The sequence below is a fragment of the Mesorhizobium calcicola genome, assembly GCF_042682105.1.
GTDB lineage: Bacteria > Pseudomonadota > Alphaproteobacteria > Rhizobiales > Rhizobiaceae > Mesorhizobium > Mesorhizobium calcicola.
Genome location: NZ_JBHUGY010000074.1, coordinates 64142 through 80105 on the forward strand (window position 1 = coordinate 64142; position 15964 = coordinate 80105).

At 64.0% G+C, this 15964-nt stretch carries 13 protein-coding genes; 8 read left to right on the forward strand and 5 right to left on the reverse strand.

All coding sequences use genetic code 11. The annotated features are described in order from the left end of the window. Positions 1 to 221: 221 nt before the first annotated feature. The 8 genes from ACFSQT_RS36390 (at position 222) to ACFSQT_RS36425 (ending at position 11197) form a co-directional block, all read left to right on the forward strand. Positions 222 to 932, forward strand: a complete 711-nt coding sequence (locus tag ACFSQT_RS36390; protein WP_379026853.1) for a hypothetical protein — start codon at positions 222 to 224, stop codon at positions 930 to 932. A gap of 72 nt (positions 933 to 1004) precedes the next feature. Further along, a complete protein-coding gene (locus ACFSQT_RS36395) occupies positions 1005 to 1700 on the forward strand; it encodes a hypothetical protein (protein WP_379026854.1) in 696 nt (231 codons plus the stop codon). A 55-nt stretch (positions 1701 to 1755) separates the two neighbouring features. After that, complete coding sequence (locus ACFSQT_RS36400; RefSeq protein ID WP_379026855.1) at positions 1756 to 2490, forward strand: hypothetical protein; 735 nt, start codon at positions 1756 to 1758, stop codon at positions 2488 to 2490. A gap of 259 nt (positions 2491 to 2749) precedes the next feature. Then, complete coding sequence (locus ACFSQT_RS36405) at positions 2750 to 4876, forward strand: multicopper oxidase family protein (protein ID WP_379026856.1); 2127 nt, start codon at positions 2750 to 2752, stop codon at positions 4874 to 4876. After that, the gene (locus ACFSQT_RS36410; protein WP_379026857.1) at positions 4863 to 6863 is read left to right on the forward strand and encodes a tyrosinase family protein; all 2001 of its coding nucleotides are present in this window, start codon (positions 4863 to 4865) and stop codon (positions 6861 to 6863) included. Before ACFSQT_RS36405 ends, ACFSQT_RS36410 begins: the two co-directional genes overlap by 14 nt. A 41-nt stretch (positions 6864 to 6904) precedes the next feature. Next, positions 6905 to 9550: a LodA/GoxA family CTQ-dependent oxidase gene (locus tag ACFSQT_RS36415; RefSeq protein WP_379026858.1), complete on the forward strand. Its 2646-nt coding sequence runs from the start codon at positions 6905 to 6907 to the stop codon at positions 9548 to 9550. Continuing rightward, a complete protein-coding gene (locus ACFSQT_RS36420) occupies positions 9547 to 9969 on the forward strand; it encodes a hypothetical protein (protein WP_379026859.1) in 423 nt (140 codons plus the stop codon). The genes ACFSQT_RS36415 and ACFSQT_RS36420 overlap by 4 nt, the downstream gene beginning before the upstream one ends. After that, positions 9950 to 11197 carry an NAD(P)/FAD-dependent oxidoreductase gene (locus ACFSQT_RS36425; RefSeq protein ID WP_379026860.1) on the forward strand — a complete coding sequence of 416 codons (1248 nt, stop codon included), beginning with the start codon at positions 9950 to 9952 and terminating at the stop codon, positions 11195 to 11197. Before ACFSQT_RS36420 ends, ACFSQT_RS36425 begins: the two co-directional genes overlap by 20 nt. On the opposite strand, the gene ACFSQT_RS36430 is transcribed toward ACFSQT_RS36425, so the two are convergent. The 5 genes from ACFSQT_RS36430 to ACFSQT_RS36450 all read right to left on the reverse strand — a co-directional run bounded on the left by ACFSQT_RS36430 (position 11134) and on the right by ACFSQT_RS36450 (position 15962). After that, positions 11134 to 11970 (reverse strand): sulfite exporter TauE/SafE family protein, encoded by an 837-nt coding sequence (locus tag ACFSQT_RS36430; protein WP_379026861.1) that lies wholly within the window; start codon positions 11968 to 11970, stop codon positions 11134 to 11136. The two genes, ACFSQT_RS36425 and ACFSQT_RS36430, sit on opposite strands and share 64 nt — an antisense overlap. A gap of 215 nt (positions 11971 to 12185) precedes the next feature. Continuing rightward, a complete protein-coding gene (gene pldH / locus ACFSQT_RS36435) occupies positions 12186 to 12932 on the reverse strand; it encodes a pyridoxal 4-dehydrogenase, SDR-type (protein WP_379026862.1) in 747 nt (248 codons plus the stop codon). Between the two features lie 38 nt (positions 12933 to 12970). Continuing rightward, positions 12971 to 14149 carry a pyridoxamine--pyruvate transaminase gene (ppaT, locus tag ACFSQT_RS36440; protein ID WP_379026863.1) on the reverse strand — a complete coding sequence of 393 codons (1179 nt, stop codon included), beginning with the start codon at positions 14147 to 14149 and terminating at the stop codon, positions 12971 to 12973. A 25-nt stretch (positions 14150 to 14174) separates the two neighbouring features. Continuing rightward, positions 14175 to 14981: a 4-pyridoxolactonase gene (pldA, locus tag ACFSQT_RS36445; protein ID WP_379026864.1), complete on the reverse strand. Its 807-nt coding sequence runs from the start codon at positions 14979 to 14981 to the stop codon at positions 14175 to 14177. A 45-nt stretch (positions 14982 to 15026) separates the two neighbouring features. Continuing rightward, positions 15027 to 15962, reverse strand: coding sequence for a putative B6 ABC transporter permease subunit 1 (locus tag ACFSQT_RS36450; RefSeq protein ID WP_379026865.1), 936 nt, complete (start codon positions 15960 to 15962; stop codon positions 15027 to 15029). Positions 15963 to 15964: the final 2 nt, after the last annotated feature.

Genomic DNA, 15964 nt, shown 5'->3' on the forward strand with positions numbered 1-15964 from the left:
CAAGGCGGGCATTCGCGGCGGCATCACGCAAGACAAGACTGGAAGGAGGGAGCCGTTTCGAAACCACAGGCATCTGAGCCCAAACCGGGAAACCGGTTGGGGAAATCCGATGGTGAAACAAAACGATAGAGCGACGGCACGCTTCGATTTGCAAGTCCCGCCGCTTTGGAACTTGCATGCAGAACGACAGTCCGAAACCCGCAAAAACCGCGAGGGAAATTATGGCAACGACCGCAAAATTCGAAATTCTCGGTGCAAACGCATCCAACGCAAACTGGGATGGCTCGCCGCTAACGCTGTCCTACCGCGAAAGCGCGGCGATGCCGCAGACGACCAACGGGTCGATGATCTTCGCCTACCAGAACACCGCCGCCTTGAACAACGCCGGCAAGCTGGCGCTGACTTCAGGCGGCTCGCAGCCGACAATCCTGAATGTGCCGGCCTTGCTCTCACAGCCCAGCATCCTCGTCAACAACTGGCAGGCCAACAACCTCGGCGTCACCAATATCAGCGTTGCAACCGCAACGCCGATCTGGATCGAGGCGTTTGGTCCGGGGCTGCCGGGCCAGAAGCCGGTCCCGCTTGCCATCAACACAGCGCTGACGCTCAAGCCGGGCGCTATCGCCCAGGGAACGTCGACCCCCAACTGGATGCAGCTGACCCTGGGGACGAATACCGGCCAGCTGGTCGTCGTTGCCGTCGTCGGCGGCCCGCAGGATGCGTCAGGCAACAACGCCTACGCCGTCGCGCTGAACTCGGCGTCCGGCAACACCGGCCCGGGCACCCCCACCCCGGCGCCGCAAGGCTATTATGCGACGACGGGCGGCAACAACTACTCCTTCGAGTTCAACTGGGGTTCCTCGGTTGTCTATGTGGCGAACCTGTCGCCTTCGACGGCTTCCTCGCTGACGGCGGAGCTGCTGTCTCTGTGATCGAAGCGCGGGAGCCGGCGGTGCAAGCCGCCGGCTCCCGCGGCAACGCCGGTGCAAAGAGGACATCCTGACATGAGTGATTTCGTCGTAGGGGGCACGGTCAACGCGGCCTGGAGCGGCCAGCCCCAGGTCCTGGCGGTCCGTGGCAGCGTGAGCATGCCGCAGACGCCCAACGGCTCCCTCATCGTCGGCTACTTCAACCAGGCGCAGCAGAACAACGAAGGCAGGCTCACCTTCACCTCGGGCAGCAGCGCGCCAACGAACGCTCGGGTTCCGGCCCTGGCGCGGATGATCAGCGTCCTGACGGCGAACTGGCAGGCCAACAACCTGACCCTCACCAACACCAGTCTCAATGCCGCGACCCCCATCTTCGTCCAGGCCTTCGGCCCCGGCATCCCCAGCATGCAGCCGGGCCCGCTCACGATCGGGACACCTGTCCAGCTGGCGATGCGGCAGGCGGTGCAGGGAATAACGACACCGAACTGGATGCAGCTTGAATTCAGCTCGAGCACCAGCAATCAGCAGGTCGTCGCGGTGGTCGGCGGCCCGCTGGACCAGTCCGGCAACAATGCCTATGTGATTGCGCTCAACGCGCCGAGCGGCGACACCGGACCACCGCCCGGGAACCCTCCCCCGGACGGATTTTACGCCACGGCGGCCGGCAACCGATACACGATGTCCTTCAATTGGGGGGCAGCGATAGTCTACGTGGTCAATCTCTCGCCACAGACGGCAACGCCGGTGACGACTCTGCTGCAATCCCTGTAGGCCTGCGTATCGGTCCGCCTTTCCGCCATCCTGGCTGCTCTCTGAGACGGAAGCCATGCCACCTTCGGACTTCACCATTCTGGGTCAATCCCTGGTCAACGACAACTGGGACGGCTCCCCCGTGGAGCTTGCCGTGCGCGACAGCGTGGCGATGCCGCAGACGCCCAACGGGTCGATGATCCTGGCTTTCCAGAATGCCTCCGAATTGAACAATGACGGCAAGCTGGCGATGACCAGCGGCAGCAACCCGCCGCAATTCCTGCTTGCCCGGGCGCTGGCCTTGCAGCCGACTATCCTGATCAACAATTGGCAGGCCAACAATCTGACTCTCACCAACGTCAGCGTTAACGCCAAGACACCGATCTGGATCGCGGCCTATGGGCCGGGCATGGGCGCGGCGCCAACGCCTTTGCCGACCAACGGCGACGCCATACCGGTCGCCGTCGACACCACGTTGAAAGCGGTCACGCTGCCTCAATTCATGCAGCTGGGCTTCCAGACGAATTCACCCGGCCTGTGCCTGTTCGCTTTCATCGGCGGCCCTCAGGACAGCAAAGGCAACAATGCCTATGCGATCGCGCTGAATTCGCAGTATGGCGATACCGGGCCCGGCCAGCCGACAGCGGCCCCGCCCGGCTATTATGGGACGACCGGCGGCAACAACTACACATTCGAGTTCAACTGGGGAACCTCGGTGCTGTTCGTAGCCTATTTTGGCAGCGGCTCCGTCCTGAGCGGGCTTCCAAAAGTGGTGACTGCCGCGCCCACCGTGACATTACAAGCGCTGTGACCATCGGCCATCAGCTTTGCTTCGGGGTAAAGGTCGGCAGGCTGGATTGGTCGACCACTGACCGGCACCTAAACTGATTAAAAATAGAGCAAGATTGAAATGAACTGGTCGTGAGTCGTATAAGCGAGTTCTTAAATGCGTCATCACAGTGTTGCTAGAAGTAAATTTTAGATTTTGCGATTTTGCGAGCTGGACAGTTTTCCGGATCGGGCGCACTATGTTTACTGATCGAAGTCTACAGCCAATATGAGGGGGCCCCATGTCGCTTGGTGGATCGATGGCGCGTGCGCGAATTCTCGCGGGTGTTTTCGTCAGCAGCAGCCTGGGACCGATCGCGGTGCTGCCCGCAGCGGCCGAGATCCTCAATCCACCAGTGCTGCAGGATGAACGCGCGCCGATCGCCAAGCCTGCCCTGACGGAGCTTGCACCGGCCGCGCCACTGCCCGGCAACACACTGCCGGTGCGCGGCGACCGCCTGCTCAATCTCAAGATCGACTATATCGACAACCAGATCTACAACCCGTCCACGGGCGGCTACGACAAGGTCCATCTGCGCGGCTACACCGGCAAGGGCGTTGATCCCAATGCTCCCTATGTCTCGCCGACGATCGAGGCCATTCCAGGCGACACGGTGCGCGTCACCCTCGACAATCAGTTGCCGGCAGGGCCGCAGCCCGGCGACCCTGGCTGCATGGCCGCGGGCCAGATGCCCGACATCCCCCACTGCTTCAACGGCACCAATCTGCACACCCACGGGCTGTGGGTCAGCCCGACCGGCAACAGCGACAACGTGCTGTTGTCGATCAACCCGCAGACGCAGTTCACCTACGAGTACAACATCCCGTCGGATCATCCCTCGGGCACGTTCTGGTACCACACGCACCGCCACGGCTCGACGGCGCTGCAGGTGTCGAGCGGCATGGCTGGCGCGCTAATCATTCGCGGCAACCGTCCGCCGACGCCGACAGCGCATGGCGACATCGACACGCTGATCCCGACCTCGGCGATCCCCGAGCGGGTGTTGGTGATGCAGCAGATCCAGTATGCCTGCCGCGGGCCGGCGGCCAAGCCCGGCGACCTCGGCCCGATCAAGCAGAACATTAAGGGCCGCTATTTCTGCGACCCCGGCGATGTCGGCGGCATCGAGGGCTATGACCAGTTCGGGCCGGGCACCTGGCCGGCATCGGGGCGCTATACCTCACTCAATGGCAGGGTGTTCAATCCCAACGACCCCCTCAAGGCAACGCAGGGCCAGATCGAGCGCTGGCGCATGGTACATGCCGGAGTGCGCGACACGATCAGCTTGCAATTCTTCAAGGTGCTTGACGGCAAGCTCAAGCCCGGCGTCAAGACGCTGCTCGAGGCTGACGCCACGGCTTCCTTCATCAAGGACACCTGCGACACCAAACCAGTGCCCTATGCGCTGGTCGCCGCCGATGGCCTGACAATGGCGGCGACGCAAATGACCAAGCTGGCGACGTTCCAACCCGGCTATCGCTTCGACGCGCTGGTGGTCTTTCCGGAGGCCGGGCGCTACTGCGTGATCGATTCCTCCGCCCCGAAATCGGGCGTGGTCAACGGGCTCGATGTCGGGCCGCAGCTGCTCGGCCTGGTCGACGTTGCGCCGGGCAAGCCGGTCGACAATGTTGAGACCTACATTAACAGCAAGCTGGTTGCACTCGCCGAGGCCAACATGCCCGCCAACGTCAAGGCGACGGTGGTGGCCGATCTCAAGGCTGGCATGAAATTGACCAGCTTCACGCCGCACCCCGACATCACGGACGAGGAGGTCAAGGGCAACGGCACGCAGGAACTGACCTTCTTCATCGACACGACGGGGCCCGACGTGAAGTTCGAGGTCGGCAACACCCTTAACACCGCCGACGTCAAACCCTATGACCCGACCCGCATCGACCGCCAGTTGCCGCTCGGCAAGGCGCAGGTCTGGACGCTGCAGTCGCATTTCGTCAGCCATCCGTTCCACATCCACGTCAATCCGTTCCAGATCGTCTCGATCACCGATCCCCTCGGCAAGGACGTCAGCGCTCCTGGAGCAATAGACGACATCGCCGGCGCGCCCGACCCGCAATATCCGGGACTCAAGGGCGTGTGGAAAGACACGCTGTGGATCAAGAGTCTGATACCGCAAACCCTGCCTACGGGCTTTTCAGGCATCTACACGATCACGCTGCGCACCCGCTACGAACGCTATATCGGCGAGTACGTGCTCCACTGCCACATCCTCGACCATGAGGATCAGGGCATGATGCAAAACGTTGCCGTGGTGCTGCCCGACCAGGTGGTCGGCCCCACGCAGGGCGACGCCATGCTGATGCAGGGAATGGATGGGCAGATGCAGATGGGTGGTCACGATGCCCACAAGTAAGGCGCAGACGCCGGATCCCGGCGCGCCGTTTACGTGGAGTGACGTCGAAGCAATCCTCACCGCAGCCGGCGGCAACGAAGGGCCAGGCAGCCTGACGGGGCTGACGCTGCCGGACTTCCTAGGGCTGCAATTGCACGGCATGCCGCTGATCGCGCCGCTTTCGACCACCTGCTGCGGCAAGAGCGACGCCAAAGGGCGCGGTGCGCGCTCGGCGCTGGTTCGCGGTCTGCGCGGACTGCCGCCGTTCGACGGCAAGCAATTTCCGCGTCTGCCCTGGGGCGGCACGCCGGTCGCTGACGACGACATAGACCGCATCGAGACCTGGATCGAAGAAGGTTGCCCCGGAGAGCTGATCGAGACGGTCGCGCTTGCTGGCGAAGTCAGCGTAACGACCGAGGCCCGCGTCGAGGTCAAGGGGCTCCCCGGACCGGTCTTCGGCCCGGCATCCGATCCGGCGGCGTGGCGCTACGCCAAGGGCGAGTTGCGGCAGCGCATGGATGTCGATGTGCTGGACGACGCGCAGAAGGAGCGGCTGCGCCATGCATTTCGCGAGCTCTACAAGCTCAACAAATGGGTCGGCGACAAGCGCAGCTACAACAATCTGGCGCTGATCCACCAGAACCATTGTCAGCATGGCTGGGAGCGCTTCCTGCCGTGGCATCGCGTGTATCTTTATGAATTCGAACAGGCGCTGCAGGATTTCTGCCCGGATGTGACCATGCCTTGGTGGGATTTCCCGGCCGAGCGCTACAAGCCGCGAGATCCGGGGAACGGCGCAATCCTCCCCGACGCTTTCAAGGGCTTTCTGACGGAAGACTCGGCGCGCTTCCTGCGCGATCACGGTTTCCCGGCAAAGATCGACACACTGGTCGGCCAGCTCTGGGCCAACCCGACTGAAATCTATGACGCGGTCAGTGACGCCTGCGGCAAGGACTATGTGGCGGGCGAGAACCGCAAGCGGCTGATCGATGCGCTGCTCGAGGCCAATTCTCTTTGGTATCCGCTGCGCTATTCCGGCCAGTTCGGCAAAGGTACGATCAACACCGTCATCCACTATCATTACCCGGCGCAGGAGGACATCGACGAGATCCTCAGCCTGCGCACCTTTCGCGACTTCGGCGGCGGCAGCCTTTATGTCGACAGCTTCGGCTTCCTCGACCAGAATCCGCACAACACCATGCACATCTGGACCGGGGGCATGAACCCCGCGTTCAAGACCAGCGCGCCCGCCGACCGCAACAGCGCGGTGCGCGTAGCCGGGCGCAAGTTCCACCAGCGCGACGACCTCTACTCCGAGCCGCAGTTCGGCGACATGTTCTCGAACCTGACCGCGTCCTACGACCCGATCTTCTGGCCGGTGCACGCCAATATCGACCGGCTCTGGTGGCGCTGGCAGCAGGACCATCCCGACGGGCTGCCCGCCGATCTCGATTCCGCGCTGACGCCGTGGAGCTACGCGGTGCGCGATACGCTCGACATGAACCGCTTCGGCTATGAGTATGTGCGCGGCGGATGCCTCATGCCGGTCGGGCTGACCAATCCGGTCGGGCGCTTCGTCTCGGCGCCGATCGCGGTGCCTCACGCGACCAAGAGCTTCCGCTCGGCCGAAGTGCGGCTGCACCGCGTGCCGCAGTTGCCGCGCTCCTGCTTCATCCGCGTGTTTCTCAACACACCGGATGCCGATGCCAGCACGCCGCTCAACCTACCAGGCTACGCCGGTTACGCAGCGATCTTCGGCCATGGCGAATGTTTCGGCGGACCCGGGCATTGCGAGATTCCGCCAGCGGAGAACCGCAAGTTCGACCTGCGCGAGCGCAGCATGAACACACCGCGCAACCACCGCATCGACGTAACGCGCGCGGCACGCCGGCTGATCGCGGCTGGTGCCACCAGCCTCACGGTGAGCCTGGTCGTGATCGGCGCTTCCTATGAGGAAGACCGTGAGCTGCTGCGGCTCGACGGCGTCTCGCTCAACTTTCTCGACTGAACCAGAAGACACGGCCGGCACAGGCACCGAGGGGAAATCAAATGGCCGACCCAACAGTCTATCGCATCCACCCCGCCGTCGGCATCGCCCGGCTCGGCGACAGCCCCGAGGGTTTCTGCATCTCTCCGGAAAAGCCGGCGCAGTTGCCGATCGAATGCGACGCCAACGGCAATGCCGCCAAGGGCGACGCGCCGATCAAGCACTTCAAGGACAATAAGGGCCGCATCAAGCGCCAGGCGGCGCGCTTCCAGATCTTCTTCTATAACGCAGACAATCCGGACGGCGTCCCGTTGAAGATCGGCGACCATGTCGAGGGCGGCGGCAATTGCGGCAAGCTGGTCGATATCCAGTGGCGCGTCCAACTCGCCAACAAGAAGGCGGTGTGGTTCACCTTCGATGGCCTGCGCGGCGAAGCGGGCTATCCCGCGGGCACGCCGCTGCGCAACGCCGGCATCACAGATCCGGTCGAGCGGCAGAATCTGATCGTCGACGCCGGCCCGCAAGCGGTCGATTGCACCGCGCGGCGCAAGGCAAGCTTCGGGCGCGACACCAACCCGGCCTATGCCGTCACCTTCCCACCGACCGGGATGGCGCCGAACGACATCGACACGCTGGGCGACATGATGACGGACGACAACGGCCGGCTGCTGGTGCTGGGCGGGCATGGCAACAGCGGCTCGTTCCTCAGCGGGTTTGGCCATCCGCGCATCGAGACCTACGCCAACAGCGACGGCTGGTTCGACGACATTTCGGACGGCCCGGTGATGGCGCGGCTTGTGATGATGGAGGAGCGCGTCCAGCGGCTGCGCTACATCGATGTCGAATATCCGGCCTGGGTGCTGGTCGGTTATCCCCGCTATGCGCCGGAAGTGCTCGACATGGTTACGCTGGAGGACGTGGTCGAGGACATGTCGATCCGCGAATTCGCCTATCGCACCGACATGTACGGCACGGCAGGAACGTTCGACGCGCCGCAAAAGATCGATCCGACCGACACGGCTGCCCTGCTGCACTGGAAAGCCGGGCCGGTGGAATGGAACCCGGCCTACCGGCCGTGGTTCTGGCGCGACATCTGGCCGATCATTTTCCGCGCCGACGAATTCTCCTACTTTGCCAACATACTCCAGCAATCGAATTTTCCGCACAACCAGTCGAGCCGGGGGACGTTCGACCCCTATCGCTTGTGCATCCCGCCGCGTATCGCGCCGCGTGCGTTAACGCAAAAGGAGGGCCGGGCGAAAGATGATCATGTCGCCGGACGATTGCTCGAGGCTGCGGTCGAGCCGAGCCTGATGCTGCTCGACGCAACGCAAGCGCCGGGCGCCGCGAAAGATGCCGTCGTCGGCGATGCTGGTGCGACGCTCAAGGCAGCTGCGGCCACCTTCACCACTACAGTCTGCCCACCTGAAAATGGCGAGGCGCCGCGCGCTTATGCGCTGCGCTGGCGACAAGTGTTCAGCGAAAACGACACCGCTGCGGACGCGACGTATGAAGGAGCGCGCAAGGCATTCGACGCTGATGTCACCGACGTCATCGGGCGCATCACCGCTGCCGCCACGCCTCCCCAGAAGCGGTTGCTGGCGCTCGCCCGCTCGTCCTCGCGCCAGGAGCCGGAGGAGCCCGACCGCACGACCGACCCGGACGAGCCGATCGAAGCGGCGCTGCGTCGGCTGGCATTCGAGTACCGTTCCGGCCAGTTGCTGGACCGCGCGCTCGCCGCGGCGACCAAGGACGCGACGACCGATCCGGGCCGCCCCGCGCGGCAATATCTGTTCGACCTCTTGCGCAAGCCCGGCGAAGAGAACCTGTTCCGGCTCGAAGCCAACCCGGCGACGCGCACCTACCACCTGCCGCTGATGCCGCTGCTGGCCGGCGACAACCCGATCACCAACAAGACGGTGAGCAAGTTCCTGCGACTGACCGACACGCAGCTCTTTTTGCTCAGGCAATGGGCGGCGGGCATCTTCATCGACGAGGTGGATGCGGGCTTCGCGCCGGCCATCGATCCATGGCAGCCCTATAAGGACTGGAACGTGCCGGGCGGCCGTGGACTCGACCAGGGTGTGCTGTCGAACGGGCTCGGCGGCGCCTTCTGCCCCGGCGGCGAGGTGACGTGGATCATCCGCAACCCGGCGATCTGGCGCGAGCCCTATCGCATCAAAGCCGACCCCGAATGGTATAGCTTCGCGCTGACCGCCGCCCAGGAGAACGCAAATCGCTGGGGTGCGGGTGTCAGCGAGGAAGGCTATATCGCCTATGCCTCCGACCCGCTGTCGCAAGGTAGTGACTTCGATACAGGTCTGCAGCCCGGCGATCTGACCAAGCTCAGTGGGTTGCCCTGGCAGGCCGACTTCAACGAATGCTCTACCCAGACGATCGACGTCACTTACGAGGAATGGAACGTGCTCTATCCAGGCAGCGTCGGCGACACGCTGATGGAGCGCGAGCGGCGCGTGTGGGAGACGCTGTGGTGGCCGGCGCACCGGCCGATGCAGGTCTACTACCCCGCCGACCCCGATCCCCAGTTCCGCAACTGGGCACGCGGCATTCCGCAGACGCTTGCCGGCGACCTCAAGATGGTGACCGAATGGTCGAAGCTCGGCTTCATGGTCCGTAATCCCTCCGGCGGGCTCGATCAGCCCTCGCCCGGTGTCAAATACATCTGCGTCGAAGATTCGGGAGAATGACCGTGACCAATCCCTTTGTCGGCAACTGGACCTATCGCAGCTTCAACAACGACCCCGACATAGGCAAGGCGGCCAACGACCTATTGTTCGGCGAAGGCACGCTGGCCATTGCCGAGCAGTCGGTGACCGAGCTTTCGGGAACGATCGGTGGGCCGGGATGGTCGCTCGATCTGCGCGGCAGCTTCGGTTACGGTTCGCCGATGCAGGTCCGCTTCCAGGGCAAGGGCGTGGTCGGCGGCGAAGAGTGGATCTACGACTATATCGGCTGGCTTGTGCCGGTGTGGCCGAACAGCACCGACCGGCTGGAAGTGCCCGCGATCGTCGGCTCGGTGGTGCGCACCATCCCACATTCGGGCGACGGCGGCAGCACGAACCCGGCAGGGGTGGTGGCATCCTTCTATGCCGTGCGAGCAGGCTGATTTCGTCGTCATCGGTGGCGGACCGGCGGGTGCGGCGGCAGCGCTGATGCTGCGCCGCCATGCGCCCGGACGGCGCGTGGTGCTGCTCGAGGCGGGACGGCACGACCTGATGAAACCGGGTGAGGTGTTGGCGGCGGTGGCGCAGGGGCTGCTACGCCAGCTCGGGGTTTGGGCGCCATTCGTTGCCGCGGCTTTCGTGGACAGCCGCGCAGTCGTTTCAGCATGGGCTGGCGAGGCGGCCGACGAGCAGAACAGCATCTACTCCGCGCAAGGCGCAGGCTGGCAACTCGACCGGGCGCGGTTCGATCGGCTTCTGGTGCAGGCGGCAGCGGCAGCAGGCGCGCAGGTGCGACTTGGCACCGAGGTGCGTTCGGCGGTGCGTGAGGGCCAGGGCTGGCGGCTCAATCTGGTCGATGGCGACATCCTCGCCAGCGCCGTGATCTGGGCGGCGGGCCGCAGATGGAGACTGGCGCGATCCTTCGGCGCGAAGCTGCGGGTGCACGGTCACCTCGCGGCGTATACCCGCTTCTTCGACCGCGCGCCGGGCGATTGTCGCATGGTCATCGAGGCGCGCCCCGAGGGCTGGTGGTACAGCGCCGACTTGCCTGACCGGCGCCGGGTGGTGGCGTGCCTGACCGATCCCGATCTCGGTAACGAACTGCGCGACCCGAAATCCTGGTATCGCGCACTGGCGGCAACACGGCTGATCGCACCGCTGCTGCCTTCTGGCGCGCGTGAAACCGCAACGTCGGTGAAGTCGGCGGGAACGGCCACGGTCGATCCAGCCGCGGGTGAACGCTGGGTGGCGGCGGGCGACTGCCTGTTCGCCGCCGATCCGCTTTCGTCGCGCGGGATCGTGCATGCGCTGCGCTCGGGCATTCTCGCCGCCTATGCCGCGTCGGACATGGTCGATGGAAATGACGAACTCGCACGCACGCGCTACGCCATGATCGCCTCGCAGGGCTTTGCGGACTACGCCTCCGCGCTCGCTGCTCACTATGCCGCCGCCGCGCGGTGGGACACGCCCTTCTGGCAGCGGCGTCGGCCTCAACCCGAAGCGCGCGCGGCGGATTTGTATCCGGCGGCCGCGCCACCTGCTGATCCCAAACCAGGAGAATCCGCGAAAACCGCGCCAGGCTCACGGGTTCCGGGCGAAGCCGGGATTCAGGAAAGCAACATTCTCCCGGCGGTGATCGCCAGGAAGAACGCAAAGGCAAGTTTCAGATAGCGCGGGTTAAGCGCATGGGCGAGCCTGGCGCCCAAGGGTGCGAACAGAAAGCTCACGGGCGCTACGATGGCAACGGCCGGCAGGCTGACGTAACCCAGACTGAGCGGAGGCCTGCCGGCAACCTCGAGACCCGACCAGATGAAGCCGGCCACCGCCGGAAGCGCGATGAGCAGGCCAAGCGCCGACGACGTGCCGACAGCCCGATGGACCGGAAAGGAAAAGCTGGAAAGCGTCGGCACAGAGAGCGTGCCGCCGCCAATTCCCATGAGCGAAGAAACGACGCCGATGACGGAGGCAATCGCACGGTTGATCCAGCTGCTTTGCGGCAGTTGATCGGAGATCACAAGATGTTTCGGCATCGCCATGTTGACGGCCACCAGCAGGCCGACGACGCCGAAAACCAGCCGCAAGCCGCCGCCCGGAATGAATTTCGACATGATGCCGCCGATCAGGGCGCTGATGAAAATGGCCGGCCCCCAGAGATCGAGCAGGGGCCGATCGACATTGCCGCGCTTGCCGTGCGACCGCATCGATGAGATCGAGGTAGGAATGATGACCGCAAGCGACGTCGCGACCGCCAGATGGCTGGTCACATCAGGCGAAAAGTGAAACAGCGCAAGCACCCAGAACAGCACCGGGACGATGACGATTCCGCCGCCGACCCCCAGCAGGCCGGCCAGTACGCCGGACGCCACGCCGGTGATGGCCAGACCGGCGACCAGCATTGCAATCGTCAGTCCATCGAACAGCGACGTGTCGAATCCGAAGTTCACCATGATTTTCCCTTGGTTGGCCGTCCGGCGCGGTTCATCGTTTCAGGGAAACGCCGGCCCGCTCCGTCTCTTTGTTCGACACAATTCCGGACGGAAAACCGTTTCACACTTTTCCTGGAATTGCTCATGCGGATACACTTCAGGCCGCACCCGTCCGCTGATGCGACCCGATGCAGTCGCCCAAAAGTGTGCGGTGGTTTTGGGACGCGACGCGCTTAGTGGCGCACCATCCCGGCGTCGACATTGAGCGTCTGGCCGGTGATCCAGCGCGCATCGTCGGAGGCCAGGAATGAAACCACATCGGCGATATGTTCCGGCTGTCCTTTGCCTTTCATCGCCTGAAGCATCTCGACGAAGCCGAACGCCTCGTTATGCGGGCTCGACTTGACGCCGTCGCTCTCGATCAGGCCAGGCGTTACCGCGTTGGCGGTGATGTTGTATTTGCCGAGTTCGGTGGCGAGCGCCCTGGTGAAGCCGATGACGCCGCCCTTGGCCGCGACATAGGCCGCCATGTTCGGCGTGCCGGCAAAGAAGGTGTTGGATGCGATGCTGATCACCCGTCCGGCCTTGCCTGCCGCACGCATCTGGTCCGTGCCGGCACGGCTGACGATGAAGGTACCCGTCAGATTGACGTCGATGATCTTGCGCCAATGGTCGAGATCGACATCGTCCCAGGCGACGAACGGCACGATGCTGGCATTGTTGACCAGAATATCGATGCCGCCGGTGAGGGCCTGGATTTCAGCGAAGAGCGCCTTGACGGATGCCGGATCGGAAATGTCGGCGGCGATCGCCTTCGCTTTTCCGCCGATCGTCGCGGCCGCCGCCCTGGCGCCTTCCGCGTTGATGTCGCTGACGATGACCGTCGCGCCATCGGCGGCCAACCGCGCGGCGATCGCCTTGCCGATGCCTTGCGCCGCCCCGGTAACCAGGGCCGTCTTTCCCGCAAGCCGTTCAGTCATGAAAATGCTCCCTCAATCCGTGATCTGATGGTGTCTGGTCAGGCGTCGGCGTCGATCACTGCCAGCGCAGCATCGATGCCTTTGCCAATTGCGAGATTCTGCCCTGCCGCGTTCATGGCGCCGCCAAGTGCCGTCAGCGCCGCGATCGCATAGATCGGCTGGGCGGTCGGGCCCATATGGCCGATACGTGTCAGCTTCCCCAATGTTTCGCCACGGCCCGACGAGAACACCACACCGTAACGGGCGCGCGCGGCCTGGCGAAGCGCCTTCTCGTCGACGCCGTCGGGCGTGCGGACGGCGGTCGTGGTCGGCGATGCGATCTTGTCGCTGGCGGCCCAGATCGACAGGCCCATCGCGGCGACGCCGGCGCGCATGGCCTTGGCCGTGAGTGCGTGGCGCGCCCACACCGCCTCCGGTCCCTCACCCAGGTAGAGGTCGAGCGCGACGTCGAGCCCGCTCATCTCGGAGACGGACGGCGTGAACGGAAACGGCTCGTTCCTTGACCATGCATTTTCCCAGTCGACGATGCTGAGCATCGACGCGCGTGGCGCTGCCTTGTTGGCTTTCATCTTGGCCCAGGCCCGCTCGCTGACACCCATCATCGTGAGCCCTGGAGGCGCGCCGAGGCATTTGTTCGGGCCGGTGACATAGATATCGGCCTTGCAATCCTCCGGATGCGTGTTCATGCCGCCAAAGGACGAGACAGCGTCGACGATAAGATAGGCACCATTCGCCGAAACCAGTGCGCCAATGGCGTCGATCGGGTTGATGGTGCCGGACGGCGTGTCGTGGTGGCAGACGGAAACGACGGTGATTTCCGGATGCGCCTTCAGCATGGCCGCAACCGCCTGCGGATCGATCGCCTCGTTGTAGGGCACCTCGATCTCGAGCAGATGTGGCGAATAGCGCTTCGCCCAATAGCCAAACCCCTTGCCGTAAACTCCGGAGGCAAGGTTGAGCACGACGTCGTCGGGCGCGATCAGCGAGGCCGCGGCAGCCTCCAGGCCAAGCACCGGCTCACCATGCAGAATGACCGGCCTGTTCGACAGCCGCATCGCCTTCTGCGCCTTGTCGATCACCTTCTCGTAAAAGAGCTGGAACGCCGGGTCGTAGTCGTAGAGCACCGTGCGGCCGAGGCCGCGCAGGACATCAGGATAGGCGTTCACCGGTCCCGAGGTGAGTGTGATGACCGGTTCAGCATGGTCAAAATAGCGCATGGTCTTGTCTCCGCATTGGCAACGGTCAGCCGTAGAACTGCGTGCCGGTCCTGTAGGTCTTGAAGTTGTCCATGTCGTGCGAATACATCAGCTCGGCGCCATGGTCCTCGGCCAGCTTCTTCACCTTGCGCATCGAATTGACGCCCGCCACCGGATCGATGTGAAAGGCCGCCTGGCACAAGGTTTCAAGGCTCTTCTGCGTATAGGCAGCGTCGACGGTGAACATGATCGGCTTGCGCCTGGGGAATTCCACCAGGAGGCTGTAGTGGCCGATCGAGTGGCCAGGCGTCGAGATCAGCTTGACGCCCCTTGCAAGGTCGACGTCGCCATCGATACCCTCGAAGGTCGAATTGGCGCGCGTCGTGCCCTCCAGCAACTGCGCGGTCGCGCCGCGTGCCTCCGCCGCCTCCGCCGAAAAACTCAGGTCGGAATAGCCGAGGTGTTCGAAAGGCTGCGGATTGCAGGCCTGCGGCACCTCGCTGCGATGGCAGATCTTCTTGGCGTGCGGAAAATACTTGTTGCCGCCGCAATGGTCGAAGTGGAAATGCGAATTGACGACGACATCGATGTCCCTCGGTTCGAGGCCGAGCAGCGCCAGGGCGCCGGGGATGGTCTGGTGCCTTTCCTGGATCGGCTTTTCGAACGGCAGCACCTTCATTACGTGATTGTAGTCGTAGCCGGTGTCGATGAGAAAGCGGCCCTCGGCATGCTCGATCAGGATCGAATAGACGGGGAAGCGCACTTCGCCGCCGGGGCCGCGGTTCCAGAACACGTGATAACCGTCGAGAACGAGCGAGCCGCCGTCGAGCAGGTAGACCTTGGTATCCGACATTCTTGCCTCCTGTTTGCGCGCGGTCCCGTCCGCGCTTGATTGTGATCAGCGCGCGCCGCGTTCGTATGGAATGCCGAGTGCTGCCGGCAGACTGGCGCGCCGGCCGAACAGCACCAGCATGACCATCACCGCCAGGAACGGCAGCATCTGGATGATGTCGGTCGGTATGTTGATGCCGGCCACCTGCATGGCCGTCGTCAGTGACAGGCAGACACCGAACAGCAACGCGCCGAACAGCACCCAGACCGGGCGACCGCGCGCCAGCATGGCCAGCACGATGCCGAGAAAGCCCGCACCATTGGTGATGAACGGAATGAACAGCCCGGCCCCGACATTGGCGAGATAGGCGCCGCCAAGCCCGGCCAGCGCTCCGGTGGTCAAGACGGCGATGGTGCGGGTCCTGATGACGTCGATGCCGGCGACATCGAGCGCGGCCGGCTTGTCGCCCGCAGCCTGCAGGTTGAGGCCCAGCTGCGTGCGCCGGTAGAGGTAGCCCATGCCGAACACCAGCGCGACCGCCAGATAGACGATCAGATGATGCTTGAAGAAGGCAGGGCCGATGACCGGAATGTCCGAAAGCAGCGGAATGACCGTCGCGTCCGCTGCCGGCAGGCGCGGATAGCTGCGCGAAAATTGGAAATGGTGAAGCAGTGCCGTCAGGCCTTCCAGTCCCAAGGTCAGCGCGATGCCAATGACGATCTGGTTCAGCCCGATGCGCACGCAAAGCAGCGCCATGACAAGCGCCACCGCGACGCCTCCGGCGGCACCGGTGAGAAAGCCCAGCCACAGCGAACCGGAATAGAAAGCGCCGACAAAGCCGAGATAGGCGCCGGCCAGCATCATGCCTTCGATCCCGATATTGAGCACGCCCGCCTTCTCGGACATCTGCTCGCCGAGCCCGGCAAGCAGCAGCGGGATCGCCGCGGTGACGGCGCCGAACAGCAGCGCGCCGAGAAAGACTTCGCTGAAGAGCCCGGTCATGC